This is a genomic window from Leisingera sp. SA32 (genome assembly GCF_056033425.1).
The window spans coordinates 184,820-210,916 of the sequence record NZ_JBVYHB010000005.1 but is presented as its reverse complement, the minus strand read 5'-3'; the positions used below and the strand labels follow the sequence as shown (position 1 = coordinate 210,916).

28 protein-coding genes and 1 tRNA gene are annotated in these 26,097 nt (G+C 65.1%); 12 read left to right on the top strand and 17 right to left on the bottom strand.

All coding sequences use genetic code 11. From position 1 onward, the window contains the following. Positions 1–168 precede the first annotated feature (168 nt). Entirely contained in the window at positions 169–306 is a 138-nt protein-coding gene (locus AC0IPL_RS10225; RefSeq protein WP_474274168.1) for a hypothetical protein, read from the bottom strand. A 46-nt stretch (positions 307–352) separates the two neighbouring features. Between AC0IPL_RS10225 and AC0IPL_RS10220 the strand changes: the two genes are divergently transcribed. Together AC0IPL_RS10220 and AC0IPL_RS10215 are read left to right on the top strand one after the other, a co-directional pair. Beyond that, entirely contained in the window at positions 353–1,300 is a 948-nt protein-coding gene (locus AC0IPL_RS10220; RefSeq protein ID WP_474274166.1) for a GNAT family N-acetyltransferase, read from the top strand. Positions 1,301–1,394: 94 nt separating this feature from the next. After that, a complete protein-coding gene (locus AC0IPL_RS10215; protein ID WP_474274164.1) occupies positions 1,395–2,150 on the top strand; it encodes an SDR family NAD(P)-dependent oxidoreductase in 756 nt (251 codons plus the stop codon). A 345-nt stretch (positions 2,151–2,495) separates the two neighbouring features. Here the strand turns inward: AC0IPL_RS10215 and AC0IPL_RS10210 are convergent, their stop codons facing one another. From AC0IPL_RS10210 to AC0IPL_RS10200, 3 genes are all read right to left on the bottom strand, one after another. Further along, positions 2,496–4,304, bottom strand: a complete 1,809-nt coding sequence (locus AC0IPL_RS10210; protein WP_474274162.1) for an ABC-F family ATP-binding cassette domain-containing protein — start codon at positions 4,302–4,304, stop codon at positions 2,496–2,498. Between the two features lie 63 nt (positions 4,305–4,367). After that, positions 4,368–5,114, bottom strand: a complete 747-nt coding sequence (locus AC0IPL_RS10205; RefSeq protein ID WP_474274161.1) for a GNAT family N-acetyltransferase — start codon at positions 5,112–5,114, stop codon at positions 4,368–4,370. A gap of 98 nt (positions 5,115–5,212) precedes the next feature. After that, a complete protein-coding gene (locus tag AC0IPL_RS10200; RefSeq protein WP_474274159.1) occupies positions 5,213–5,686 on the bottom strand; it encodes an outer membrane protein assembly factor BamE in 474 nt (157 codons plus the stop codon). Positions 5,687–5,787: 101 nt separating this feature from the next. On the opposite strand from AC0IPL_RS10200, the gene AC0IPL_RS10195 reads away from it, so the two are divergent. From AC0IPL_RS10195 to AC0IPL_RS10160, 8 genes are all read left to right on the top strand, one after another. Then, complete coding sequence (locus AC0IPL_RS10195; protein ID WP_474274157.1) at positions 5,788–6,342, top strand: YceD family protein; 555 nt, start codon at positions 5,788–5,790, stop codon at positions 6,340–6,342. A gap of 224 nt (positions 6,343–6,566) precedes the next feature. Continuing rightward, a complete protein-coding gene (gene rpmF / locus AC0IPL_RS10190) occupies positions 6,567–6,773 on the top strand; it encodes a 50S ribosomal protein L32 (RefSeq protein ID WP_222453441.1) in 207 nt (68 codons plus the stop codon). A gap of 36 nt (positions 6,774–6,809) precedes the next feature. Continuing rightward, positions 6,810–7,922 (top strand): phosphate acyltransferase PlsX, encoded by a 1,113-nt coding sequence (gene plsX, locus AC0IPL_RS10185; RefSeq protein WP_474274156.1) that lies wholly within the window; start codon positions 6,810–6,812, stop codon positions 7,920–7,922. Positions 7,923–7,940: 18 nt separating this feature from the next. Continuing rightward, positions 7,941–8,918 (top strand): beta-ketoacyl-ACP synthase III, encoded by a 978-nt coding sequence (locus AC0IPL_RS10180; RefSeq protein WP_474274155.1) that lies wholly within the window; start codon positions 7,941–7,943, stop codon positions 8,916–8,918. Between the two features lie 89 nt (positions 8,919–9,007). Further along, positions 9,008–9,310: an integration host factor subunit alpha gene (gene ihfA, locus AC0IPL_RS10175; protein ID WP_008207184.1), complete on the top strand. Its 303-nt coding sequence runs from the start codon at positions 9,008–9,010 to the stop codon at positions 9,308–9,310. A 15-nt stretch (positions 9,311–9,325) separates the two neighbouring features. Further along, complete coding sequence (locus tag AC0IPL_RS10170) at positions 9,326–10,957, top strand: MerR family transcriptional regulator (protein ID WP_474274153.1); 1,632 nt, start codon at positions 9,326–9,328, stop codon at positions 10,955–10,957. 93 nt (positions 10,958–11,050) lie between these two features. Further along, a tRNA-Pro gene (locus AC0IPL_RS10165) sits at positions 11,051–11,127 on the top strand. 125 nt (positions 11,128–11,252) lie between these two features. Then, a complete protein-coding gene (locus AC0IPL_RS10160) occupies positions 11,253–12,332 on the top strand; it encodes a 2'-deoxycytidine 5'-triphosphate deaminase (protein ID WP_474274151.1) in 1,080 nt (359 codons plus the stop codon). Between the two features lie 100 nt (positions 12,333–12,432). Here the strand turns inward: AC0IPL_RS10160 and AC0IPL_RS10155 are convergent, their stop codons facing one another. The 8 genes from AC0IPL_RS10155 to AC0IPL_RS10120 all read right to left on the bottom strand — a co-directional run bounded on the left by AC0IPL_RS10155 (position 12,433) and on the right by AC0IPL_RS10120 (position 20,023). After that, complete coding sequence (locus AC0IPL_RS10155; protein WP_474274149.1) at positions 12,433–12,624, bottom strand: hypothetical protein; 192 nt, start codon at positions 12,622–12,624, stop codon at positions 12,433–12,435. A 93-nt stretch (positions 12,625–12,717) separates the two neighbouring features. Further along, on the bottom strand, positions 12,718–13,398 hold the full coding sequence (scpB, locus tag AC0IPL_RS10150) for an SMC-Scp complex subunit ScpB (RefSeq protein WP_474274148.1): 681 nt from the start codon (positions 13,396–13,398) through the stop codon (positions 12,718–12,720). Further along, entirely contained in the window at positions 13,398–14,192 is a 795-nt protein-coding gene (locus tag AC0IPL_RS10145; RefSeq protein WP_474274146.1) for a segregation and condensation protein A, read from the bottom strand. The genes scpB and AC0IPL_RS10145 overlap by 1 nt, the downstream gene beginning before the upstream one ends. Next, complete coding sequence (nagZ, locus tag AC0IPL_RS10140; RefSeq protein ID WP_474274143.1) at positions 14,185–15,192, bottom strand: beta-N-acetylhexosaminidase; 1,008 nt, start codon at positions 15,190–15,192, stop codon at positions 14,185–14,187. Before nagZ ends, AC0IPL_RS10145 begins: the two co-directional genes overlap by 8 nt. Positions 15,193–15,238: 46 nt before the next feature. Then, complete coding sequence (locus AC0IPL_RS10135) at positions 15,239–16,429, bottom strand: SPOR domain-containing protein (protein WP_474274142.1); 1,191 nt, start codon at positions 16,427–16,429, stop codon at positions 15,239–15,241. Positions 16,430–16,549: 120 nt separating this feature from the next. After that, positions 16,550–18,295: an arginine--tRNA ligase gene (gene argS / locus AC0IPL_RS10130; protein ID WP_474274140.1), complete on the bottom strand. Its 1,746-nt coding sequence runs from the start codon at positions 18,293–18,295 to the stop codon at positions 16,550–16,552. 158 nt (positions 18,296–18,453) lie between these two features. Beyond that, positions 18,454–18,753: a YciI family protein gene (locus AC0IPL_RS10125; protein WP_474274139.1), complete on the bottom strand. Its 300-nt coding sequence runs from the start codon at positions 18,751–18,753 to the stop codon at positions 18,454–18,456. 118 nt (positions 18,754–18,871) lie between these two features. Continuing rightward, positions 18,872–20,023, bottom strand: a complete 1,152-nt coding sequence (locus tag AC0IPL_RS10120) for a deoxyguanosinetriphosphate triphosphohydrolase (RefSeq protein ID WP_474274137.1) — start codon at positions 20,021–20,023, stop codon at positions 18,872–18,874. Positions 20,024–20,125: 102 nt separating this feature from the next. On the opposite strand from AC0IPL_RS10120, the gene AC0IPL_RS10115 reads away from it, so the two are divergent. Beyond that, positions 20,126–20,449 (top strand): HesB/IscA family protein, encoded by a 324-nt coding sequence (locus AC0IPL_RS10115; protein ID WP_474274135.1) that lies wholly within the window; start codon positions 20,126–20,128, stop codon positions 20,447–20,449. 19 nt (positions 20,450–20,468) lie between these two features. Here the strand turns inward: AC0IPL_RS10115 and AC0IPL_RS10110 are convergent, their stop codons facing one another. The 3 genes from AC0IPL_RS10110 to AC0IPL_RS10100 form a co-directional block, all read right to left on the bottom strand. Next, positions 20,469–21,395, bottom strand: coding sequence for a DMT family transporter (locus AC0IPL_RS10110; RefSeq protein WP_474274134.1), 927 nt, complete (start codon positions 21,393–21,395; stop codon positions 20,469–20,471). Then, positions 21,392–22,555, bottom strand: coding sequence for a DUF6902 family protein (locus AC0IPL_RS10105; protein ID WP_474274132.1), 1,164 nt, complete (start codon positions 22,553–22,555; stop codon positions 21,392–21,394). The genes AC0IPL_RS10110 and AC0IPL_RS10105 overlap by 4 nt, the downstream gene beginning before the upstream one ends. A gap of 180 nt (positions 22,556–22,735) precedes the next feature. Continuing rightward, a complete protein-coding gene (locus AC0IPL_RS10100) occupies positions 22,736–23,053 on the bottom strand; it encodes a hypothetical protein (RefSeq protein ID WP_474274130.1) in 318 nt (105 codons plus the stop codon). Positions 23,054–23,427: 374 nt separating this feature from the next. Between AC0IPL_RS10100 and xth the strand changes: the two genes are divergently transcribed. Continuing rightward, positions 23,428–24,234 carry an exodeoxyribonuclease III gene (gene xth / locus AC0IPL_RS10095; RefSeq protein WP_474274128.1) on the top strand — a complete coding sequence of 269 codons (807 nt, stop codon included), beginning with the start codon at positions 23,428–23,430 and terminating at the stop codon, positions 24,232–24,234. Between the two features lie 125 nt (positions 24,235–24,359). Here xth and AC0IPL_RS10090 read toward each other — a convergent pair whose 3' ends face one another. Next, positions 24,360–25,526 (bottom strand): FAD-dependent monooxygenase, encoded by a 1,167-nt coding sequence (locus AC0IPL_RS10090; RefSeq protein ID WP_474274126.1) that lies wholly within the window; start codon positions 25,524–25,526, stop codon positions 24,360–24,362. A gap of 104 nt (positions 25,527–25,630) precedes the next feature. After that, positions 25,631–26,053: an RNA polymerase-binding protein DksA gene (gene dksA / locus AC0IPL_RS10085; protein ID WP_474274261.1), complete on the bottom strand. Its 423-nt coding sequence runs from the start codon at positions 26,051–26,053 to the stop codon at positions 25,631–25,633. Between the last annotated feature and the right edge of the window lie 44 nt (positions 26,054–26,097).

Below are 26,097 nucleotides of genomic sequence, written 5' to 3'. Positions count from 1 at the left end.
ACTTGCCCGGCAGCGCCTTTCGGCAGCACGTGCCGCCGCGACAGTAGCCCGCCGCGCAGCGGCGCCCGGCCCAAGGCCGCACAAGGCTGACCTGGCGCAGCCAGGACATCCGCGGGCGCGGGAGTGCTGCCTGCGACGCGTTCGCAGCGGATCGCCCGATTGCGCCGTTTAGATCAGCAGCCAATCCGCCAGCGTCAGCAGCAAAAACACCGGCACCGACAGCGCCACCGCCAACAGCAGCGCCGCCGCCTTGGTCACCCGCGGTGCAGGCGCAGTCTGGCCCAGAACTTCAAGTCGTTTTTTCATGGGATCATTAACCATCATTTAGGTTTCCAGCGCGTTAATGCAGCCCATGTTCGATCTATCCCCCGCTCCCGACGCGCCCCACCCCGCATACGCGGGCACGCGACCTCCCGCGCTGCAACAAACCGCAGAGTTCGCCCGCGCCCTGCGCGCCTGCGGCCAGGATCCGCTCCTGCTCCAAGGCGCCCGCACCGCCCCCGCCCGGCTGGTCCTGCGCCGCCGCTTTGCCGCAGGGCTGCACGCCGCCATGCTGACCCGCGCGCCGCTCGGCGATCTGCCACGGCTCCTTTCCCAGCTGCGTGCCGCGGGGCTTGGACGCGCGCCGTTGATCCTGACGCCGGAAACCCACACCCCAGACCTGTCCCGCCATGGCGCCGTGCCGCTGATGAGCCCTTCCCATGTGGCGCTGCTGGACATCGCGCCGGACCCTGACCAGCACCGCGCCGCACTTCATCAAAAATGGCGCAACCGACTGAACCACGCCGCCGCGCAGAACCTGCGCCTGACCCGCCAGAACATGCCGGATGACCCGTCGCATTGGCTGCTGGCCGCCGACACGGCCCAGCAGGTCGCCCGGCGCTACCGCAGCTGGCCGGTGCCGCTGACACTGGCCTATGCGCAGCAGAACAAAGGCCGGGCCAAGCTGTTTCAGGCCTTTGAGGACCGTGAGCCCGTGGCCGCCATGCTGATCCTCTGCCACGGAACCGGCGCCGACAGCGCCGCCACCTACCACATCGCCCATTCCACCGCCCGCGGCCGCCACCTCAGCGCGCATAACCTTCTGTTGTGGGAAGCGATGTCCTGGCTGGCCGCCAAGGGGGTCCGTCAGCTCGACCTCGGCGTCATCAATACAGAAGACGCCGCTGGTCTCGCCCGCTTCAAGCTCGGCACCGGCGCGCGCCTGCACCGGCTGGGCGGCACCTGGGCGCTCTGGCCGCCGCTGGGCCGGCTGCTGCGGTCGCTGGCAGCGCTGGACCGCCGCCTGATGACCCCCTAGCGGCAAAGCGCCGCGACGCCCCATGCCGCTGGACAGCGCCGCCCGCCCCGGATTATATGAACACACGTTCAGATAACCGGGAGGAGACCCGTCCATGAAACTTGCAGACACCGCCGCCGTGATCACCGGCGCAGCCTCCGGCCTCGGCGAAGCCACCGCGCGCTATTTCGCCGAACAGGGTGCCCAGGTCACCATCCTGGACCGTGACGCAACGCGCGGGCCGCAAGTGGCCCAGGACATCGGCGGCCACTTCGCCCAGACCGATGTTACTGACGAAGCCTCCGTGCAGGCCGCCATCGCCCACGCCACCGACAAGATGGGCAAGATCACCGCCTGCGTGAACTGCGCCGGCATCGCCATCGGCGCCAAGACCGTAGGCAAGGATGGCCCGCACCCGCTGGACGCCTACAAGCGCACCATCGACATCAACCTGGTCGGGACCTTCAATGTCGCCCGGCTTGCCGCCGTGGAAATCGCCAAGAATGCGCCCGACGCGGACGGCGCCCGCGGCGTCATCATCAACACCGCCTCCATCGCCGCCTTTGACGGGCAAAAGGGCCAGGCCGCCTATGCCGCCTCCAAGGGGGGGGTCGCGGGCATGTGCCTGCCGATGGCGCGGGATCTGGCGTCCAGCGGCATCCGGGTGATGACCATCGCTCCGGGCATCTTCATGACCCCGATGCTGGCGGGCCTGCCCGAGGAGGTGCAGCAGCAGCTGGCCGCCGATGTGCCCAACCCGGCCCGCCTCGGCGATCCGCGCGAATACGGCCGCCTGGCCGGCTTTATCGTTGAAATGGGCTACCTGAACGGTGAGGTCATCCGCATCGACGGCGCTTTGCGGATGCGCTGACGTCCCCCACCTGACCCGCAGTCCGCTCGCACAAGAGCACAGACTGGCAGCTGCGCCTCACGGGGCGCAACTGCCTCTTGCGCGCTTCTCAGCCAGACGTTCGTGTTGCGCAACGAGCGTACGTTGCTGTTGCGAAATATCTGTCGTCTCGCGCTTCCAAACCACTTCGCGCCGCCGCCAGGTCCCTGTCGGCATGGAAACACGCCCCCCCGAGGAGTTAACCTTCCGCGCAGGTTTCTTAATGAAAAACAAATATTTACGTCAGGCAGTTTGACCAAATGTTTCGCGCGCGAAACATTTGGTCAGCGATGTTGTCTTACTTTTCAGGTCGGGCGAATACCGGTGTCAGCCCTCGGCCTTTTCTTCCAGCTCCAGCCACTCTTCCTCGGCAGCGGCCAGTTTCTGCTGCCGCTCCACCAGCGCGTCGGTGGCTTTCTTGAACTTGACCGGCTCGCGGGTGAACAGCTCAGGGTCTGCCATCAGCGCCTGCAACTTGGCGATCTCCGCTTCCAGCCGTTCGATCTCGCCCGGCAGCGCGTCCAGCCGGTGCTTTTCCTTGAAACTCAACCCGTCCTTGGGCTGCGCCTCCTGCTTCACCTTGGGCTTTGACGGCTTCACCTTTTCGGGCTTTGCCTCTCCCGCCAGCGGCCCGCGCTGCGCCAGGTAATCGCTCCAGCCGCCGGCATAGGCGGTGACCCGACCGCCGCCCTCCATCGCGATTGTGGTGGTGGCCACCCGGTCCAGAAAGTCCCGGTCGTGGCTGACCAGCAGCACAGTGCCGTCGTAATTGTCCAAAAGCTCCTGCAACAAGTCCAGCGTCTCGACGTCCAGATCGTTGGTCGGCTCATCCAACACCAGAAGGTTCGAGGACCGCGCCATCAATCGCGCCAGCAGCAGCCGCGCCTTCTCGCCCCCCGACAAGGAGCGCACCGGCGCCCGCGCCTGGGCATCGTCGAACAGGAATTCCTTCAGGTAGCCGACCACATGTTTGGGCTGGCCGCGCACCATCACCTGATCCGCCTTGCCGGAGATCCCCAGCAAGGGATCCGAGGTCAGGTTCTCCCAAAGGGTCGCGTCGCCGTCCAGCTGATCGCGGGTCTGGTCAAACAGCGCCACCTCCAGATTGGTGCCCAGCTGCACCGTGCCGGCATCCGGGCTTTCCAGCCCCAGCAGCATCTTCAGCAGCGTTGTCTTGCCCGCGCCGTTGGGCCCGACAAAGGCCACCCGATCGCCGCGCTGCACCTTCAACGAGAAATCCCGCACGATCGGCTTATCGCCAAAGGCCTTGCTCAATCCTTCGGCCTCGATCACCTTGCGGCCCGACTTCGGCCCCGCCTCCAGCGCCATCTCGGCGGTGCCTTGGCGCTTGATCTGGCCTGCGCGTTCTGCCTTCAGATCCTGCAACGCCCGCACCCGGCCCATGTTGCGCTTGCGCCGGGCCGAGATCCCTTCAACCGCCCAGCGGCTTTCCGATTTGATCAGCCGGTTCAGCTTGTGGCGCTGCTGATCTTCCTCGTCCCAGATCTTGTCCCGCCAGGCTTCGAAAGCCTCGAAGCCCTTCTCCTGGCGACGGACCTGGCCACGGTCCACCCACAGGGTGGCACGGGTCAGCGCCCGCAGAAACGCCCGGTCGTGCGAAATCAGCACAAAGGCCGCGCGGGTCGATTTCAGCTCATCTTCCAGCCAGGTGATCGCCTCGATGTCTAGATGGTTGGTCGGCTCGTCCAACAGCATCAGATCGGGCGCTTCCGCCATCAACTTGGCCAGCGCGGCACGGCGGCGCTCGCCACCAGAGGCCGTCTCGACGGGCCGGGCCGGATCAAACTTCAACCCCTCGCCCGCGCGCTCCACCTTGTACAGCTCGCCCGGATCCAGCCCGCTGGCGGCAAATTCGCCCAAGGTCGCAAAACCCTCCATCCTGGGGTCCTGCTCCATATAGCCGACCGAGCGCCCCGGCGGCACCACGATAGATCCGGTGTCGGCTTCAACAAGCCCCGCCATCACCTTCATCAGGGTGGATTTTCCCGAGCCATTGCGGCCCACCAACGCCACCCGGTCGCCCGGCTGGACCACAAGATCAAGATCCGAAAAAACCGGGTCGCCCCCGAAGGTCAGGGAAATGCCGGACATCTGCAAAAGAGGAATACGTGCCATGGCAGCCAGCTACCCCGGCGGCAGAAACGCGTCAACGCTCCCGCATCATCTTTCCAAAAATACTCAATCTTCCCCGGCCACAGCCCGCAGCAACCGCTTGCGTCCTGCTGGAACGGCGCTGATGTCCAGCCCGGTGAACACATGCAACGTGTTCAGATCGCGGTCCACCACCGCATGATCGCTGACCCAGCCGCCCATCATCAGATAGCTGCGCAGCAGGGGTGGCATCCGCAGCAACGCCTCTTTCGACCCGGCCTGCCCCCCGGCCCCGGTGGCAAAGCAGACCACCTCCGGCGCCTTTCGGCCCGGCCGCCACTGCCCGGGCGCCAGGTGGCGCGCCTGCAACCGCGCGAAGGTGTCCAGATAAGGTTCCGGCGCGGTGCCTGCAAAGGATGAACAGCCAAACAACAGCTGCACCCCCATCGCATCAACAAAAGCCGCCATTGCCCCCCAGGCGATGCGCAGGATGTCCGGATCCGGCGATTCGGGGTGGATGCAGAACCGGCCCATTTCCACCATGCGACCGGGGAAGCGCGCCAGGGCCGCCAGATCATAGGCCTGCGCCGAATAGCTTCGCGCCAGACCGTGACCGTTTTCCAGCACCATGAGACGGAAACAACAGACCAACGCGCCGCTGCGCAGGTCTTCCACCAGAACATGAGTGCACTGGTCGTCATGGTCGTCCCGGTCCGGTTGCGAGGTGCGAAAACACAGGCTGCGCAACGCCTGCGCCCGCGTCACATCCGCCGCGCCCGCCGCCTGCCGCGCGCGGTACCGGCCCCTGGTCAGGGCTATCTCTGGTGCTGCCATCGCGGCCTCCCCGTCGTCCGGCTCAGCCTCTAGCATACCCGCTGTGACAGGCCGGTGAAGCCCTGAAGGCGCCGCCGACCGGACACGCTTTTCGCCGCTCAGTTGTCGCCGATGAACTGATCCGGGTTGAAATTGCCCAGATTGCCCAGCAGCTGCCGCAGGAAGGTGCTGTCCTGCACGCTGGAGCTGGTCACGCGACGCTCCAGCGGCACCACCTTGCCGTCTGCCAGGTTGTACCGCTCGATGCCCTGCACCACGCCTGCGGTGTCAAAGCTGATCGCCACGAGATCGCGTGAGACGGGCTTTGGTGCCGCGGCGCCATAATGGCGAAAGCGGGTCTCCACGTAGTAGTAGCCGCTGTCGTTCAGCACCCCGGTGGAGGACGGCACGCCAATGGTCTCGGACACCGAATCCCGCGTGTCGATCCCCGGCACCACCTCGGCCAGTTGATCGGGCGATGGCACGTAGCCGTGCTTGCGGTAGGTCGCGGTGCAGGCCGTCAGCGCCAACCCCACGGTTGCAAAAATCGCGGCCCGCAAAGCAGGCTTGTAGTGAAATCCCTTGGCAAACATCCTGGCCCCCCGAGCCGCCGCCGCATCGGGCGGCTTGAATACATCTTGCAACCCGATTACCTAATGACCGCTTCCGGTTCAAGAAACGAAAGTTCCCGACCATGACTGACAGCACCGCCCTGCGGGTGGCCGATCTGCCACAGAACGCCCCCACCCCATTTGAGATCGCCCCGGACAAACCGGCACTGGAGGCGCTGGCGGCGGAGCTTGGCCTGACCGCGCTGCGCAAGCTGCGCTTTACCGGCCAGATCCGCGCCGTCGGCAAATCCGACTGGCAGCTGACCGGCACCCTGGGCGCCACTGTGGTGCAGGACTGCGTGGTAACGCTGGACCCGGTGACCACCCGTATCGACGCGCCGGTGCAGATCACCTATCTTGCCCGCTTTGAGACCCCCGAGGGCGAAGAAGTTGAAATGCCCGAGGACGACAGCAGCGAGCCGCTGGGCAGCCATATTGACCCGGCCGCGGTGATGACAGAGGCGCTGGCGCTGCACATCCCGGCCTATCCGCGCAAGGAGGGTGCCACCTTGGGCGAAGCGGTCTATGCCGAGGATGGCGTGACCCCGATCCGCGACGAGGACATCCGCCCCTTTGCCGGGCTGGCAGCTCTGCGCGGCCAGCTGGAAGGGAAAGAGGACTCTCAGGACGAAGATTGACGGGAGTTTTTTGGCAGCCGCCGAAATTCCGTCTGGCCCCTGCTTCGGGGCTGTCCTAAAAAACACCTTGCGCCGGCAGAGATTCGCAGTATTTTCGCGCGCTCATCGAAATTTTTGGTTGGACAATGCTAGGGCAGACGCCTAAACGCACGTCAGACTGATCGAACAGAACGCAATCGCGCCGCGGGGCTGACCCCAAGGCCCAAACAGACAAAGGTTGAGACATGGCCGTCCAACAGAACAAAGTATCCAAATCGCGCCGCAACAACCGCCGCGCGCACGATGCCCTGGTTGCTGCAAACCCGAATGAATGCGGCAACTGCGGCGAGCTGAAACGCCCGCACCACGTGTGCCCGTCCTGCGGCCACTACGACAACAAAGAGATTGTCGCGGCAGCTGACGAAATCGAGATCGACGAGGACGCGGCGTAAGCCACGGACAGGATTTGATGCCAGGCAGGCTTTCGCATGACGGGTAAACCCGATCACATTCAGGCAAAAGCCGGCCGCATCATCATTTCTGTTGACGCCATGGGCGGAGACGCCGGCCCCGCAGTCGTGGTGGCCGGTATTGCCATGTCGGCTGAGAAGAACCCGGACATCGGGTTTATCCTTCACGGTCCCGCGGACCAGCTGAAACCGCTGGTTGACAAGCGCCGTGAACTGGACGGCCGGGTCGAGATCCGCGACGTGCAGGATGTTGTCACCATGGAGGACAAACCCTCCCAGGTGATGCGCAACGGCAAGGGCACGTCGATGTGGTCGGCGCTGGACGCGGTCAAGGATGGTGAGGCAGCCGGCGCTGTGTCCTGTGGCAACACCGGCGCGCTGATGGCGCTGTCGATGCTGCGCCTGCGCAAGCTGCCGGGCGTCAACCGTCCGGCCATCGCCATTCTGTGGCCCTCGCTTAATCCGCAGGGCTTCAACGTGATGCTGGATGTGGGCGCCGACGTGAAGGCCGACGCCGAGGATCTGCTGCAATATGCGCTGATGGGCACCTCCTATGTGCGCAACTCGATGGACATCACCTGCCCCCGCGTGGGGCTGCTGAATGTCGGCACCGAAGAGCACAAGGGCCGCGCCGAGCTGAAGGAAGCCTTTGCGCTAATCTCGGAAAATGCGGCGCGCTCGCAGTTCGAATTTGTCGGTTTTGTCGAAGGCAGCGACATTCCCGGCGACACCGCCGATGTGATCGTCACCGACGGGTTTACCGGCAATGTCGCGATCAAGACCGGCGAAGGCACCGCCAGCCTGATGCGCACCACCCTGCGCGAGGCGTTCCAGTATTCCTTCCTGTCCAAGATCGCGGCGCTTTTGGCGATGACCTCGCTCAAGCGGCTGTCGAAACGACTGGACCCGCGGCGTGTCAATGGCGGCGTGTTTCTAGGGCTGAATGGCACCGTGGTGAAATCGCATGGCGGCGCCGATGCCACCGGGGTTTCAGCGGCGGTTAAGCTGGCCTTCCGGCTGGCTCAGCAGGGATTTGCCGAAAAACTGGCGGCGCGGGTTGCATCTGCCGGCGTGCCTCCCCAAGATGACCCAGCTGTCCGCACCATGCGGACGGTCTCTGATCAAGACTAATAACAAGGCAGGCACCGGATGACGCGACGTGCGGTAGTTGTAGGCACTGGCCACTATCTCCCCGAACGGGTTGTTGAAAACGCGGAATTCGAAGCCATGCCCGAGCTGGACACCACGGATGAGTGGATCCGGACCCGCTCTGGCATCGAACGCCGCCATTTCGCCGCCGAGGACGAGACCACATCCGACATGGCCGCCAGGGCCGCAGAGGCTGCGCTGGCGGATGCCGGGCTGACGGCTGATGATGTCGATGCCATCGTCGTCGCGACCTCGACCGCCGACCTCACCTTCCCCTCTGCCGCCACCATGGTGCAGGCCAAGCTGGGCATGACCCGCGGCTTTGCCTTTGACGTGCAGGCAGTCTGCGCGGGGTTTGTCTATGCCTTGTCCAACGCAAATGCGCTGCTGGCTTCGGGCCAGGCCGAACGGGTGCTGGTGATCGGCGCAGAGACCTTCAGCCGGATCATGGACTGGAGCGACCGCTCCACCTGCGTGCTGTTCGGCGATGGTGCCGGCGCGCTTCTGCTGGAAGCGCAGGAGCAGCCCGGAACCAGCGAAGATCGCGGCATCCTTTCGACCGACCTCAACTCTGACGGGCGCTACAAGGACCTGCTCTATGTCGATGGCGGCGTGTCGACGCAATCCACCGGCCATCTGCGGATGCAGGGCAACCAAGTGTTCCGCCACGCGGTCGAGAAGCTCGCCTCCACCGCCAACACCGCCTTGGAACGGGCCGGTCTGGCGGCGACGGACGTGGACTGGATCGTGCCGCATCAGGCCAATATCCGCATCATTCAGGGCACCGCCAAGAAAATGGGCCTGAGCATGGACAACGTAGTGGTAACTGTGCAGGATCACGGCAACACCTCTGCAGCCTCGATCCCGCTGGCCCTGTCGGTCGGCAAAGCGCGCGGCCAGATCAAACAGGGCGACCTGATCGTGACTGAGGCCATTGGCGGCGGACTCGCCTGGGGGGCTGTCGTGTTGCGTTGGTAACTGACGCGCCAGAAAGACCACCCGCAATTCATTGATATTGACAGGGAAATTCTCTGCGCCCTATGCTTTGGGAAACAACGGGGATTGGTATGGGCGAAAAAACACTGACACGAATGGATTTGAGCGAAGCTGTTTTCCGAGAGGTCGGCCTGTCGCGCAACGAAAGCGCGCAGCTGGTGGAAAGCATGCTTCAACATATGTCGGACGCCCTGGTGCGCGGCGAACAGGTGAAGATCTCCTCGTTCGGGACATTCAGCGTAAGGGACAAGTCGGCCCGCGTCGGGCGCAACCCGAAGACCGGCGAAGAGGTGCCGATCCAGCCGCGCCGCGTGCTGACCTTTCGGCCGTCCCACCTGATGAAAGACCGCGTGGCAGACGGCAACCGTAAGTAACGGGACCAAAAGGCCATGTCGAAATCACCGGATGCCTTCCGCACCATCAGCGAAGTTGCGGACTGGCTGGGCGTGCAGGCGCATGTACTGCGCTTCTGGGAGAGCAAGTTCACCCAGGTCAAACCTGTCAAGCGGGCCGGCGGGCGCCGCTACTACCGGCCTGCCGACATGCAGCTGCTGGGCGGCATCCGCAAACTGCTGCATGACGACGGGTTGAGCATCAAGGAGGTGCAGGCTTTGCTGCGCGACCGCGGCGTCGCCCATGTCGCGGCGCTGTCACCGGCGCTGGACGGGGACGACAGCGCCAACACGGACCCCGATCCGCTGCCGCCCGCCGACAACCTCGGCAGCAACTGGCAGGAGACGATGGAGCTGCCGCAGCAGCCCCAGGCCGACCCGGATCCGGAGGCCAGCGGCAATGTGCTGGGCTTTCCGCAATCCGCCGCATCGGCTGAGCCGGAGCCCGAGACCTCGGTCGGCACTGACGCCCCCGCGCCCACGGTTGCGGAACCGGCAGAGGACTTGCCCCAGATGGCGATGGATCTGCCCGCCCCGGCGCAGGCGACACCGCAAGCCGGGGCGGAGGACCACCCCGTTGCGGAGCAAGACCCTGCAACCACCGCCGCAGCCCCCGTTGGCGACGCTGGATCCGACGCAGAAACGGAGCCACATGTGGACCCCACCGGGCTGCCGGAGGACGAATCGCTGCTGCCCCTGACCCCGGACATGTCCGCGACAGAAGGCGAAACCACTGAACCTGTGACCGATCCGGCGCAGATCGCAGCTGCCGCGGAGCTTGCCGAATTGCCCGACACCCAGCCGGTTGAAACGGAACCGCCCACGGCGGATCAACCGGTTTTCGTCCCGTCCGAACCATCCGCGTCGAACCTGGAGCCGGTCTCGGAGCTGGCGGAAGCCGACATGCCAGCCCCAGAGCCGACGGGTCCCGATGTGTCGGTATCGGAGCCGCATTCGGAGAAACTCTCCGACGCAGACGCGCCCATTCCCCAGCCACAGAACCCTGAGCCTGAAGACGCGCTGTTGGCCGCCGCGGGCCTGGCCCCGGACGAGCCGCTGGAGTTTGGCACTGCAGAGCCCGAGCTGACACCGGAGCCAGCCGTGCCCCAGTCCGAGCCCCCCTTGGCCGCGGAAGCGACCGTTCAGGCGACACCGGACGCGCAGGCGGCTGCGTCGGACCCGGAAACGGACACAGATGACAGCGCGCCGCCGCCGTTCCCGCCGCAGGATCTGGACGAGACCACCCGCCGGGTGCAGCCCGTGGAGTTCGCCGCCGCTTTCGAAGCGGAACCGGAACCGGCCGAGCTGCCCACCCTCGAACCGCCGACACCGCCTGGTGAATCCGTGCCCGCCAGTGACCTCGCCGATACGCCGCAGGCGCCGACTGTGGATCCGTCGCCGGAGCCCCGTTCGGTACGGACACAGGATGCGATGTCGCAAGCCGCACCGCAGCCCCGGTTGCCGACCGCCGCCTCGGCAGAGGGCGCAATGCTGGGCGAGACCGCCGTTGCGGCGCCGGAACCTGGTGTCCTGGCGCATTTGGCGCAGCTGGAGCACTTGCCACCGCAGCTGACAGCGGACATCGCCGCCTGCGCCCGCGCCCTGCGCCTCTGGGTCGACTCCCGCTAAACTGCGCCGCTGTCTGACTTTCTACCGATTTGGGCAAAAAACTTTGCCGCCCCCTCTTGCCCCTGCCGCGAAAACGGTTAGAACGCTCCTCAACGGGCTATGGCGCAGCCTGGTAGCGCGTCCGTCTGGGGGACGGAAGGTCGCAGGTTCGAGTCCTGCTAGCCCGACCATTGAAAAACACCCGGTTGCTTCCCGCAACCGGGTGTTTTCATTTTATCTTCCCCCATTTGACAATTGCACAAAACATTCCGATTAGAGAGCATCACCGGAACATCCGGCGCGGAGGGATCAGATAATGACAGGCGTTTTGCCCGGTCAAACCATTGAAAATATGTTGGGACGTGGCGAAATCGCCGTGGATGCGCCCTGCGCCGATGGCCAGGTGCAACCGGCCAGCCTGGATTTGCGGCTGGGCCGGGTGGCCTACCGTGTGCGGGCGTCCTTTCTGGCGGGTCAGGGCAGCAGCGTGTCCGACCGGCTGAGCGAATTCGAGATGCACCGGATCGACCTCAGCGAGGGCGCCGTGCTGGAAAAGGGCTGCGTCTACGTGGTGCCGCTGATGGAGAGCCTGGCCCTGCCGCCGGAGGTCTCTGCCGTGGCCAATGCCAAAAGCTCCACCGGCCGGCTGGACCTTCTGACCCGCACCATCACCGACGGCGGCGAGGAGTTTGACCGGATCAAGCCGGGCTATACCGGGCCACTGTACGCCGAAATCTGCCCGCGCTCGTTTTCCGTGCTGGTGCGCCCGGGGATGCGGTTGAACCAGATCCGATTTCGCACCGGACAGGCGGTGCTGTCGGACGCGGAGCTGAAGATGCTGCACGCGGGCACGCCGCTGGTTGACGGCCCGGCGGTGATCGAGGACGGGCTGGGCTTCTCGGTCGATCTGAAGCTGCCTGGCACCGACCTGGTGGGCTATCGCGCCAAGCCGCACACCGGGGTGATCGACCTGGACCGGATTGGCGAATACGACCCGCAGGAATACTGGGAGGAGGTGCGTACCACCGAGGGACGCATCATTCTGGATCCCGGCGCGTTCTACATTCTGGTCAGCCGCGAGGCGGTGCATATCCCGCCCGCCTATGCCGCCGAGATGGCACCCTATCTGGCCATGGTGGGCGAATTCCGCGTGCATTACGCGGGCTTCTTCGACCCCGGTTTCGGCCATGACGCAGCGGGCGGATCAGGCTCACGCGGGGTGCTGGAAGTCCGCTGCCACGAGGCGCCGTTTGTGCTGGAACACGGTCAGGTCGTCGGCCGTCTGGTCTATGAAAAGATGGCCGAGGTGCCCGAGCAGCTGTATGGTGCGGGGATTGCCTCGAACTATCAGGGCCAGGGCCTGAAACTGTCCAAGCACTTCAGGGCCCCTGGCTGAGCCGACCGCGGTCGCCCGGCTTCCCTCCCCGCAAAATCCGAAGGAGGCGCTCAGTCGGGGCCTCCGCCCCCTACAGGCTGAAACGTGGACGGATGCGCTGTCAGCGCGATCTGCGACGCGGCTTGACCGATGGTATGCGCGATGGTGCGTCCTGCGGGGTGTCGTCGCGGGCGACCGGCTTGTCCCGCTTGCCGCGCTTGGCGACCGCGTTGATCGAGGCATTGACGCCTGCGTTCACCGCCCGTCGCAGCAGTCGGCGCAGCACCATGTTCACAATCGTGTTCAGCGTCATGGATCCAAGCCTCCCTGTGGTCTTTCCGCCAATCTAGGCGGAAAAGGTGACTATTTCGAGGCACCAACCCCCGCAAGGCCGCCCCTCTGCCGCCTACTCCTCGAAGAGTTCGGCCTGTTCGTCCGGTGCCTCGTCATCGTCGCCACCACCCTGCCCCAGCGGCAAGGCCCCCGGTGGCGGCCGGTTTTCCAGCAGTCCGGCTGCCCGCAGCTCCTTCAGGCCCGGCAGATCGCGGGCACTTTCCAGCCCGAAATGATCAAGGAAATCCGGTGTCACCACAAAGGTCACCGGCCGACCCGGCGTCATCCGGCGGCGGCCGAGGCGGATCCAGTCCATCTCCATCAGCTGGTCGATGGTGCCCCGCGAGACCGACACGCCACGGATTTCTTCGATCTCCGCCCGTGTCACCGGCTGGTGATAGGCCACAATCGCCAGCGTCTCGATGGCGGCGCGACTGAGTTTTCGCAGCTCCGTGGTTTCCTTTTGCATCAGGAAGCCAAGATCCGGCGCGGTGCGGATCGCCCAAGCCTCGCCCAGCCGGACCACCCGCACACCGCGCCCCTCGTAGCGCTTGCGCAGATGCTCCAGCGCTTCGCGCGGATTGCAACCGGGCGGCATCCGCCCTTCGAGATCGCGCAAGGTTACAGGCTCAGCACTGGCAAACAGCACCGCCTCCACCATGCGCTCCTGCTCCGCCATTGGGGGCGCGTCGAACAGCGTGTCGTTTTCCGTTCGCCCCGAAGCGGTCGGCGCGTCCATCATCTGGTCTTCCATTATTCGTCCTCGTCGAGGCTGCGCAGCTGGATGGGCGCAAATGTTTCGCTCTGGCGCAGCTCTGCCTTGCCTTCCTTGACCAGTTGCAGCGAGGCGGCAAAGGTCGCGGCCGTGGCCGAGCGCCGCTTGACCGGATCGCCATGCCATCCGTCGGGCAAATAGCTGATCAGATCGGTCCAGTCGCCGGTAAAGCCCAGCAGATGCCGCATCCGGTCAAGCGCCTCCTCCATGGTGAAGACCGACTCGCGGTCCATCACGAAGGGGCGAAAATCTTCCTTGGTACGGATGCGGGCATAGGCCTGCATCAGATCCAGCAGGTTGGCGGTATAGGTGACGGTCTTGATCCGGGCGACGGTCTGCTCCTCGCCGCGGGCAAAGAAATCGCGCCCCAGCCGATCGCGCGCCATCAACTGCGCCGCAGCATCGCGCATCGCCTGCAATCGTTCCAGCTGGAACGCCAGGTGGGCGGCCAGCTCCTCCCCCGAGGGGCCGTCTTCCTCCGGGTCCGGCGGCAGCAGCAGACGGGATTTCAAGAACGCCAGCCAAGCCGCCATCACCAGGTAATCGGCGGCCAGCTCGATCCGCAGCTCCTTGGCGCGGTTGACGAAGGTCAGATACTGTTTTGCCAGCTCCAGCACGGAAATGCGGCGCAGGTCCACCTTCTGGGTGCGCGACAGGGTCAGCAACAGGTCCAGCGGACCTTCATAGCCGTCCACATCCACGATCAAGGCCTCGGCTGCCAGCCGCTCCTCGACGTTTGGATCCCTGTCTGAAAAAAGTGTCTGCTCAGCCATACACCTGCCCGCCCATGAGGGCGGCAAGTTCGTCTTCGGCGGCCTGAATGTCAAGCGCCACAGGGGCCTTGCGGGCGGCCAGCGCGGCCTCTGCGCGGGATTGCGCTGCCGCGCTCATCCGGCCGGCAGCCTCGGCCACGGCGCGGCGTTCTTCAAGCGGCGCATTGCAGAACAAGACCACATCACAGCCCGCCGCGATGGTGGCGCGGGCGATGTCCTGCGGCGTGCCGCGCAGGGCCTTCATCGAGATGTCATCGCTCATCAAGAGGCCGCCAAATCCGATCGTCTCGCGGATCAGCTGCATCATCACAGGTGAGATGGTGGCCGGGCGCTCCGCATCATAGGCCTCATAGACCAGATGCGCGGTCATCGCCATCGGCAGGTCGTTCAGCGCCTGAAAAGCGGCAAAATCAGCCTGTTCCAGCTCCGCCGCGGAGGCGGTCACCCGCGGCAGGTCCTTATGGCTGTCGGCAGTGGCGCGGCCATGGCCAGGCAGATGCTTCGCCACCGGCAGCACGCCGCCGTCCAGATGCGCCTGAGCCACCGCGCGGCCCAGCCGGGCCACCACGGCCGCATCGTTTCCATAGCAGCGGTTCTTCAAAAACGGATGCGTCACCGCGCAGGCCACATCGCCCACCGGCGCACAGTTGCTGTCGAGGCCAAATCCGCGCAGCTCATCCGCGATGAGGCGGTAGCGCAGATACATCGCCCGTTCAGCGTTCTCTCCCGCGCGCTGCACATGCTCCAGCGGCGGCAGCCAGTTGCGGGCCAGGGGCGCGCGCATCCGCTGCACCCGGCCGCCCTCCTGGTCGATCGTGATGAGGCAGTCCCGGCCCACCGCCTCGCGCAGCTCGTCGCACAGGGCGAGGGTCTGGCTGACGCTTTCGACGTTGCGGGCAAACAGGATGAAGCCAAAGGGGTCGGCCTCGCGAAAGAAGGTCTTTTCTTTCGCGCTGAGCCGCAGCCCCTCGGCGTCGAGAATGGTGGCTCCGTAGGTCATGCTGCCTCCTGCTGTGCGGCCCCGCCAGCGGCGAACCGGATGGCTGTCAGCGCGTGGTTACAGGAATGCAGTCCGCGTCACCAGCCACCAGCGCCGAGCAGAACCGCCGGGTGTCCGACAGCCCCTCAAAGCCCATCGCCCGCAGCCGATAAAAGGTGCGGCCACCGCTGGTCGCGCGCTGGATCACCCGCTGCTTGCCCTCCAGATAATCGGAGAAGCGGGCATAGATGCGGTCCCATTCCGCGCGAGCGATTTCGGCGCTTTCATAAGCCCCGAGCTGTGCCAGACGGGTGCCCGCGGGCAGCGTTGCCGGATCCACATCCAAGGTGGCGCGGCTGGCTGCGACCGCGGGGGCGGCAGCAGCGGTCCGAGTAATCCGCGCCGGGCGCGTTGGCGGGCGCAGTGAGCGTTTGACACCCGGTGCATTCAACAGCGCGGGCGAGATCTTTGCCGCTTCGGCCAAGGCCGGGCGCAACGGCTCCGGCTGGACAATGGCGGGGGCCGACGCCGGGGTGGCCGCCGACAGGCTTTCGGCCTCGGCGGCGAGTTCGGCCACCAGCGCGTCGATATCGCCGTTCTGGAAGGAGGCCACCGCCGCCTCGCTGACGGGCGCGGCCGTGGATGACTGCGGCGCGGCCTGCTGCGGGGTCGTCTGTGCGCTCAACAGCGCCTGGGGCTTGTCATCTTCCGTCAGCTCAATGGCCGCAGGGGCCAGGGTGAGCCGGTCTGCAGGCGCGGCGGCACTGCCCTGCGCCGCCACGGCATTCACTGCCAGCCCCTGATGATCGGCCTGGGCGCCGCCGGGATTGGCGGGTTGTTCGCGCATCGGCCCCTCAGCCGCACGCACGACCGGCACGCCGCTGACGTCGCGGATGACCAGCTTGTAGCCCCAGAATCCAACGCCGACGACCAGCGCCACAGAGGCCACGGCGCCCAGCAGGCTGAGCGAGCGCGACATGCCCGCGCGGGCGCGACCGGCGGGCTGTGGCAGATAGCCATAATCGTCCGGTTCGGCGTAGGTGTAATGCGGCTCTGCGCCCGGCCCCGCATAGGTCTGCTCTGGCTGCCCCCCCTGCGCGTGCGGCGCCTGAGACACCGACGAATACCCATATGGCTGTTGCTGCTGATAGCCCGCCGCATGGCCCTGCCCATAGGGACCGGCCGCTGCGGTTTCCTGTTCCTGAACATCACCTTGGGTAAAGGCACGCCCTTGGCCTGCCTGCGCAAAGTACGCCATTTTCCGCCTCACTGCCCGGTACGGCAGCGCCACTGTGGGCGCTGCTTTCCAGGTCTCTTGAACTGCCTCACACCAGCGGAATGTGGGATTTATCCCAAGAGGAGCGACTGCCCCTCGTGGTTATCGCATCTCTTCTGCCGGTTTGACGCCAAGAATACCAAGCCCAGCAGAAATGACAACGGAAACGGCCTTGGCCAAAGCCAAATTCGCATGTGTTGCCGTTTGGCTGCTCTCGTTAACAAAACGTAAATTTTCCTGCGACTTGCCGAGGTGGTACAGCCCGTGCAATTCCGACGCCAGATCATACAGATAGAAGGCCACGCGGTGCGGTTCATGGGTGCGCGCGGCGATCTCGACCTGGCGCGGCCATTCGGCCAGCTTCTTGGCCACCGCCAGCTGCGCAGGGTCCGCAATCAGGCTCAAATCCGCTGCCTTGAGCGCCGCGTCATCCGCCGCGATGCCCTGCGTGTCCGCCTTGCGCAGCGTCGAGCAGATCCGCGCGTTGGCGTATTGCACGTAGAAAACCGGGTTGTCCTTGGACTGCTCCAGCGCCTTGTCCAGATCAAAGTCGAAACCCTGATCGTTCTTGCGCGTCAGCAGCATGAAGCGGGTCACATCCGCGCCCACCGCATCCACCACGTCGCGCAGGGTGACAAAGGTGCCCGCGCGTTTGGACATCTTGAATTCCTGGCCGTCCTTGAACAGCTTGACCAGCTGGCACAGCTTGATGTCCAGCGGCACCCGGCCATCGGACAGCGCCGACACGGCTGCCTTCATCCGCTTGACGTAGCCGCCGTGGTCAGCGCCGAAGATGTCGATCAACTCGTCAAAGCCGCGCTCCACCTTGTCGTAGTGATAGGCAATATCGGGGGCGAAATAGGTCCAGGCGCCGTCCGATTTTTTCACCGCGCGGTCAACATCGTCGCCGTGATCGGTGGACTTGAACAAGGTCTGCTCGCGCGGCTCCCAATCATCGGGCTTCTTGCCCTTGGGCGGCTCCAGCACGCCCTGATAGATGAGCCCCTTGGCCTCAAGGCTGGCCAGCGCCGCCTCGATCTTGCCGGTGCCATAGAGCGACTTCTCGGAGTAGAACTTGTCCATCTCGATGCCCAGCTGTGCCAGATCTTCGCGGATCAGCCCCATCATCGCATCGGTGGAAAATTCACGCACCTCCGCCAGCCAGACGTCCTCGCCCTTGCCGACGTAGGCGTCACCCACCTTGTCCTTCAGCGCCTGCCCCACCGGCTTCAGATAGTCACCGGGATAGGTGCCATCGGCAAAGGCCACCTCCTGCCCGTGCGCCTCCAGGTAGCGCAGGTAGACAGAGCGGGCCAGCACGTCGACCTGGCCGCCACCGTCGTTGATGTAATACTCGCGCGTCACGTCATAGCCGGCATAGGCCAGCAGCGACGCCAGCGCATCGCCAAACACCGCACCGCGGGTGTGGCCCACATGCAAGGGGCCGGTTGGGTTGGCGGAGACATATTCCACGTTCACGCGCTTGCCCGCGCCCATGTCGGAGCGGCCGAAATCCGTGCCCGCGTCCAGGATGGATTTCAGCACATCCTGCCACAGGCCCGGCGCCAGCCGCAGGTTCAAAAAGCCGGGACCGGCCACTTCGGCCGAGGTGACACGCGCGTCCGCTGCCAGCTTGGCCGCCAGCGCCTCGGCGATGTCACGGGGTTTCATCCTGGCCGGTTTGGCCAGCACCATGGCGGCATTGGTGGCCATGTCACCATGTGCGGCATCGCGCGGCGGCTCCACCGCGACGTTGGAAAAATCGAGCCCCTCTGGCAGCGCGCCTTCCGCGGTCATTGCGGTCAGGCTGTCCATCACGAGCGAGCGGATATCGGTAAAGAGGTTCATATCTGGCGTCCCATATGTTCACAGAGGCGGATACCGGGGGCCAGAGGCAGGGTCAACAGGCAGGGCAACAGGTTTGCCGCCACCCGCCCCTGAACCGGGCACGATTGGCCCAGGAATTGCGGCGGTCCGGCCATTGTTCTGCGCCGGATGCTGCTGGGTCAGCCGCGCGTGGCGTGCAAGGCCGCGGCGGTGCCCCAGCGCCGGATCCGGTAGCTGCGCAGCGCATCGCTGAAGTAAGGATCCTGCCGGATCAGCCGTTCCACATCCTGCCGGGTGTCGGCCTCGACGTTCCAGATGGCGCCGGGGAAATCCTGCATCGGTCGCATCGCCAAGGCGCCGCCGATCTGCAATTCTGGATGCGCCCGCACGAAAGCGACATGCGCTGCGCGACGCGCCTTGTCACCGCGGATCCAGTCCATCTGCGGCCCGTCCGTGAATGTGACCGTCCAGCGCGCCATGATCTTCCCCCTTTGCAGCTCTCTCGGCGGAGTAACGTCAAGGCACCGTAAGCGCATAGGGCCAACCATGCAGCGCGCTTAGGGCCAGTTCCCCCGCCGGAGGTGCCCCCTGGCGACGTTACACCTCAACCGGGGTTTCGAACAGCCGCTCATACTGCTGCAACGCGAAACGGTCGGTCATGCCCGCGATATAGTCCGAGACGATCCGCGCCAGCGCGGTGCGGTCCTGTGCGGCTGCGATCTCGGCGTGCCATGGCTCCGGCATGTCCTGCGGGTTTTCCAGAAAATGCGGAAACAGCGCCTCGACGACGCTGGCGACCTTCACCCGCTTCTCCATCACCGAAGGCGCGCGGTACATGCGGGTGAACAGAAACGCGCGCACCTCCTTCAGATCCTGCCACAGCGGATCAGAGAAGGTGACCACCGGCCGCCCCAGCGCCCGCACATCCTCCACCGATTGCACACCGCTATCGGCGAGGGTGGCCCGCGCGGTGTCGATCACATCCCCCACCAGCACGCCAAAGAAGCGGCGCAGCGCCTCATGGCGGCGGCGGTTTTCCTCCAGCCCGGGATAGCGCCGGTCCACCTCGGCATAGCACGGCCCGATCAGCGGCAGGTCGGCGATGTCCGCATCGCTGAACAGCCCCGCCCGCAGACCGTCCTGCAGGTCGTGGTTGTTGTAGGCGATGTCATCCGACAACGCCGCCACCTGCGCCTCGGCGCTGGCATGGCTGTGCAGTTCCAGGTCGATCTCTGCATTGCATTCCGCCAGCGCCCAGGGCAGTTCTCCCACCACCGGGCCATTGTGTTTTGCAATCGCCTCAAGAGTTTCCCAGGTCAGGTTCAACCCGTCAAAGGCGGCATAATGGCGTTCCAGCCGGGTCACGATGCGGATCGCCTGGGCGTTGTGGTCAAAGCCGCCGTAGGGCGCCATCAGCGCATGCAATGCGTCCTCGCCGGTGTGGCCAAAGGGCGTGTGCCCCAGATCATGCGCCAGCGCCACCGCCTCTGTCAGCTCCTGGTTCAGCCCGAGCGCACCGGCAATGGTGCGCCCCACCTGCCCCACTTCGATCGAGTGGGTCAGCCGGGTGCGGTAATTGTCGCCCTCATGTTCGACAAACACCTGCGTCTTGTGCTTCAGCCGCCGGAAGGCGCTGGCATGAATGATCCGGTCCCGGTCGCGCTGATAGGGGGAGCGAAAGGAGCTCTCCTCTTCGGCGACCTGGCGTCCGCGGCTGCGGTCCGGCATGGTGGCATAAGGTGCATGCATCAGAAATCTTTTCCCTCTGGATCGGGCACTACATCTTGCCGCGTGAAAGGCACCTTTCTATATAATGCTTTGCGCTGCAACCTGAGCCCGCGGAGAAAAGACATGCAACTGCCCCCCAAAGTGACCGACCGCGCCTTTGCCCGGCTGGCCGAAATCGGCGCCGCCGAACAAGGACAGGCGCTGCGCATCGCGGTGGAGGGCGGCGGCTGTTCCGGCTTTCAGTACGAGATCGCGCTGGATGAAGCCAAGCCGGATGACCTGGTGCTTGAGGGCCAGGGGGAGAAGGTCGTGGTCGACACCGTGTCGCTGCCGTTTCTGGAAAACGCGGTGATCGATTTCACCGAAGAGCTGATTGGCGCGCGCTTTACCATCGAAAACCCCAACGCCACCTCCAGCTGCGGCTGCGGCACGTCCTTTTCGATGTAGGCGCACGCGCCACCGCTTCTCAGGGGTCCGTGCGCAACCGGCCAGCCGATGACCCCGCCGATGACCGCCCGACGGGCTTCGACCCTGCGAATTGATCCCAGATCAGGTAAAGGCCGGAGCCGATCACGATCAGCCCCCCGGCATAGGTGGTTAGCGGCGGATACTCGCCAAATCCCCATGCGCCGATGAGGGCCATCCACAAAAATTGCAGGTTCAGCAATGGCGTCACCACATATGACGCCAGCAGCCGCAGCGCCGTGACCAGCAGCCAGCGGGCGCCGAACAGCAGCCCTGCATAGCCCAGGACCCACGCGGCATCGGCCAGCGGCATTGGCACCCACACTAAGGGCAGCCCCCCCAGCATCACCACACACAGGCTCAGGTTCGGATAGAACACTTGCGCCAGCGCCTTGGTCTCATAACGGCCGATGTAGCGCGCCATCGTCATAGAGAACGTTCCCGCCACCGCCGCCGCGAGGGCCAGCAGATGCCCCGCCGACACGGCTGCAACACCAGCCGGAAACAGAAACAGAACCCCCGCAAAGCCCGCCAGCAACGCCAACCAGGCCGCCGGGCGCACCCGCTCCTTCAGCAGCAGCCCGGACATCGCCCCGGCCAGCAATGGCATCAGGCCGATGAAGACAAAAACCTCCGCAAAGGGAAGCAGGCGAAACGCCAGAAAAAAGCAGACTGCCGCCGCAACCGTGGCCAGGCTGCGCAGCGCCATCGCCCGCGGGCAGCAGGTCGCAAAGCCGCGGCGCTGCCCCGGCAGCCGGTCGGCCAGCACGCAAAACCCCGCCACCAATGCGCCCGACAGCGCGTAGATCTGCACAGGTCCGTACCCCCCCGCCAGCACCTTGGTGATCCCGTCGGCCGAGGCAATCAGCCCGGTATACATCAGCGCCAGACCCGCACCCGCCAGACTGTACCCCCGGATGCTGCTCATGACGGGGCGGCGGTGCCTACGCGGGCAAAACACGCAAAAAAGGCCGCAAAATCGGCACAGCTGTGTTCGGCGGCCATCAGCAGCCGACGGTCCTGCGCGCCCAGCATGCCTTGGCTGCGCGCCTTGACGGACGCCCAGTCCGGCGGTGTTGGTCCCGCCGTATAAACGGCATCGGACAGCTGTTTCAAAATACTTCCCCCCTGTGGAGCAGAGACATGCACCCCCCGCAGCATCCCGTTCTCGCCCGGCCCGCGCGCCGTTGTACCCGTCAGAGGCCCGGCAGACCGCGGCACCGGATGGCGAAATGCCCGGCGCCCCGACACCAACATCAGCCAGTTCAGCACAAAGTACGCGTGATAGTCATCATGCACACCAAAAAACTCACCTTCTGCAAGTGAGAACCCTGTCAACCTCCGGTCCAGCCAGGCCTCCCACTGCGCCGGTGGTTCATGGCCGGCATAGCGCATGGCGATACAGACTTCGGCCAGCAGATCGGCGTCCTGATCCAGAAATGCCACCAGGCCGGCATACACCAGACTGGTACGCGCCCGCCCCGGCAGATCCGGGTCCCACTGGCCGTAACCTGACAGGTAGAAGACGATATGCGTCAGCTCGTAAGCAGCTTTTTTGTTTGGAATGGCAAAGGTTTGCGGTCGCGACACAAAGGCCCGCAGGCGGTCGTCAAGCCAAGGGTCGTGGATCTCCACACCGCGGCGCGCCAGCAGACGCCGGGCCTCGGCGCGCTGGAGATCCGACAGCTCCCCCTGAACCAACCCCTGCGCTGCGACCCATTGCGCCATCTGCGCACCATGCGCCCCGTCCAGCCCCAGATCCTCCAGGTCGAGACAGATGGAAAGGATGAACCGATAGTATTGTCGAAAGAAGCTAAGTTGCCGCGGCGCAGCGTCGTAGTACGGCGTCAGAACCGCGAGCGAATCGCTGTCGAAGTGATGCCCGGTGCATTGCAGGATGTTCAACAGTTCGGCATTTTCCTTGAGCCAGAACACATCCTCAACCCGGCGGCGATCGCGCGCGAAAGCCTCGACCAAAGCCAGCTGTGCCGCCGCCCCGGCCATACCATCGGTGCTGGCCACAGCCGCACTGGCGGCCTGGGTCGCTGCAGCGGGAAATGCAGGGGAAAGCGGAATGATCTGGGCCATTGGCACCTCGTCTGAGCCGGGCGGCTGGCCAGTGACATGCCGACCGATCCGCCAGGTGTTCAAAGAAAAGACGTCGGCATACTGCCTGAGCGGCTTGGCCGACGTCAGGTCCGGCAGCACCGGATACGTCGTCAGGCGGCTGGTCCGTTTCTGGGCGGGCCCAAGCGCCTGACAGGCCAGTTAACTGCCCGAGGAAAACAGCCCGGTGGCCGCGCCCGCGTCAATCCGCGCCGAGGCTGGCGTAGCGGCAGGCGCAGACCCGGAGGAGAACAGCCCCACCCCGGCGCCGGCTACCGTTTCGGTGTGATGCATCGCCGGTACAGAGCCGGAAGAAAAGCAGCCGACGCCGTCACCAAGACAGGTGTCCGCCGTCAGGTGCGGAGCCGAGCCGGAGGAGAACATCTCAACCCCGTCACCGGCATGCAGACACCCTTCCGGCAACGACTGGGCGGGCGTGTGCGACGCAGGCAGATCGGTAACTTTACGCAGTGCAGACATGGGGAACCTCGCTGTTTTTGAACCAGTAGCCCACTGACGCTTGCACGCCGGACGCGCAACTCAAAGTAGATTCTTAGTGATAGATTGCACTCAATGCGGTTACTCACATGAGCTTGGAAGGACTGCGGTTTGCGGGGTTTATGTTAATTCGATTAGTCCACAGCTGGCGGTCTGAGTTATTCACACGCCCAAGGTTGCAAAGGCGCGCGGCTGCGATCGATTTGCGCTTTGCAGTTGCGCGGGAACCAGCCCAAAGCTCAGCGGCTGGGGCGATTCGAACCGGCCGTGGCAGGAGGCGCATTCACCTTGCCCCGGCGCCGCGATTGGGCGATAGATCGGCGTGGGAATACAGCACCATGCGCCGGAGGCAAGCCATGAAAATCGCCACGTTCAACATCAATGGCATCAAGGCCCGCGCCCAGGCGCTGCCAGATTGGCTCGATGAGGCACAGCCCGATGTGGTGGTGTTGCAGGAGATCAAATCGGTCGATGAAGCCTTCCCGCGCGAGTTGTTTGAGGAGCGCGGCTATAACGTCGAAACCCACGGCCAGAAGAGCTTTAACGGCGTGGCGATCCTGTCGAAATTACCGTTGGAGGACGTGCGCCGGGGCCTGCCCGGAGATGACAGCGACGAACAGGCGCGCTGGATCGAAGCCACGGTGGTGGGCCAGCAGGCGATCCGCATCTGCGGTTTGTACCTGCCCAACGGCAACCCGGTTGAACTGGACGCCGACGGCGCGCCGGTTGAGGGCGGCAAATACGCCTACAAGCTGGCTTGGATGGAACGGCTGAAGGGGCGCGCCGCGGCGCTGTTGGCGATGGAGATGCCTGCGCTGATGGCTGGTGATTACAACATCATTCCCCAGCCAGAGGACGCCAAACGCCCCGAAGCCTGGGTGGAGGACGCGCTGCATCGCCCCGAAAGCCGCGCCGCCTATCAGCGTATTGTCAACCTTGGCTTCACCGAGGCCTTTCGCGCCCGGCATCCGGGACCGGGGCATTATTCCTTCTGGGATTATCAGGCGGGCGCCTGGAACCGCAATGACGGCATCCGCATCGACCATTTCCTGCTGACCCCGCAGGCGGCGGACCTGCTGCTGGATTGCCAGATCGACAAGGATGTGCGGGGGCGCGAAAAACCCTCGGACCACGTGCCGGTCTGGGTGGAGCTGGACCTGTAAGGCGCGCCCGCGCCGCGCGTCAGCGCGGCGCCACGCCCAACACTGCCAGGGTCATGCAATACCACTGATCAGGGGCGGGAGCACGCCGCCGACCTGTTGCCGGACGTCCTGCCAGATGCGCCTACTCACACGGTCACATCGTGGCGGTAGATCCAATCGAATTGGCTGACAATGCGCTCCGGCGCGACCCACCCGGCGAGTTTCAGCACCTGATGCGCCGGCCAGTTGAGCGGCGCGCGCAGGTGGTACTTCCAGGCATTGCGGCTGGCGGCCTGCACCACCTTTTCCGCCCGCTCGCAGCGGCGCTGCTGGTAGAGCGCCAGGCCGCTGTCCACCCCCGGCGCCTCTGCCAATGCGCGCGCCAGCACCCAGGCGTCCTCCAGCGCCAGGTTGGCCCCCTGCGCCATGAAGGGCAGCGTCGGATGCGCCGCATCGCCCAGAATCGCCACATGGCCCTGATGCCAGCTGGCCGCCACCGGATGCCGGAACAGCCCCCACAACCTCACGTCCTCCACCGCTTCCAGCAGCGCTGCGGCCTTGCCCCCAAAACCGGTGAAGGCAGCGCGCAGATTTGCCGGGTCATCGTGGATGTGCCAGCCCTCCTCCACCCAGCTGCGGCGCGCCTGCACTGCCACCAGGTTGACCAGGCTGCCATCCCGCAACGGATAGGCCACCAGATGACGCCCCGGCCCCATGAAGACTTGCGCCTCCGGCGGCAGGTTCAGGTGGTTGGGCACGGTGGCGCGCCAGGCCAACTGGCCGGTGAAGACCGGCTGATCGGCGCCGTTCAGGGCCGCCCGCGCCTTGGAGTGCAGCCCGTCGGCGCCAACCACCAAGTCGCCGCCACATTGGGCGCCATTGCCCAGATGCACCACCGGCTGACGACCGGCTTCGACCCGATCAACCCTTTGCAGCAGGCGCACCTGGACGCCTGCGCGGCGGGCGGCGGCGGCCAGCAGGCCGATCAGATCCGACCGGTGCACCATGTAATAGGGCAGCCCGGCGGCGTATTGATCCAGATCCAGCCGCAGCACCTCAGCCCCACGGCGATGACTGCGCAAAACCACCGCGCGCGCGCGCTGCGAACACCAGGCCAGGTCATCCGCCAGCCCCAGCGCCCGCAAAACCGCGACGCCATTGGGGCTGATCTGAAGGCCCGCGCCGACTTCGGTGATGGCGCTTGCCTGCTCCAGCACGGTGACGGATGCCCCCAACCCGCGCAGCGCCAGCGCGGCGGTCAGCCCGCCAATGCCGGAGCCGATGATGGTGATCTTGAGGCCTTTGAGTTCCATGTGGTCCCGCCGTGTTGCAAGCCTGCACCAAATGAAACAAAAAACGCCGGAGCAAAAGCCCCCGGCGTTCAGGTTTCTTTCATTTTTGACGCAATTTTAGCCAATCAGTCGTCGCGGTGGACCTTTTCGCGACGTTCATGCCGTTCCTGTGCCTCAAGGCTCATGGTGGCGATCGGCCGGGCATCCAGGCGTTTCAGCGAAATCGGATCACCGGTCACTTCGCAATAGCCGTATTCACCCTCGTCTATGCGACGCAGCGCGGCGTCGATCTTGGCCACCAGCTTGCGCTGACGGTCGCGTGTGCGCAGTTCCAACGCGCGGTCAGTCTCTTCGCTGGCCCGGTCGGCAACATCCGGAATATTTCGAGTGTTGTCTTGCAGCCCTTCGATTGTATCGCGGCTGTCAGAAAGCAGTTCCTCTTTCCAATGCAATAGCTTACGTCGGAAATACTCAAGCTGCCGTTCGTTCATGAACGGCTCATCTTCGGCCGGGCGGTAGTCGTCCGGCAGAAACACTTCTTGCTTCATTGCGGCTCCTTCGGTCTGGCCCATAATGCTGGTCATAATCTACA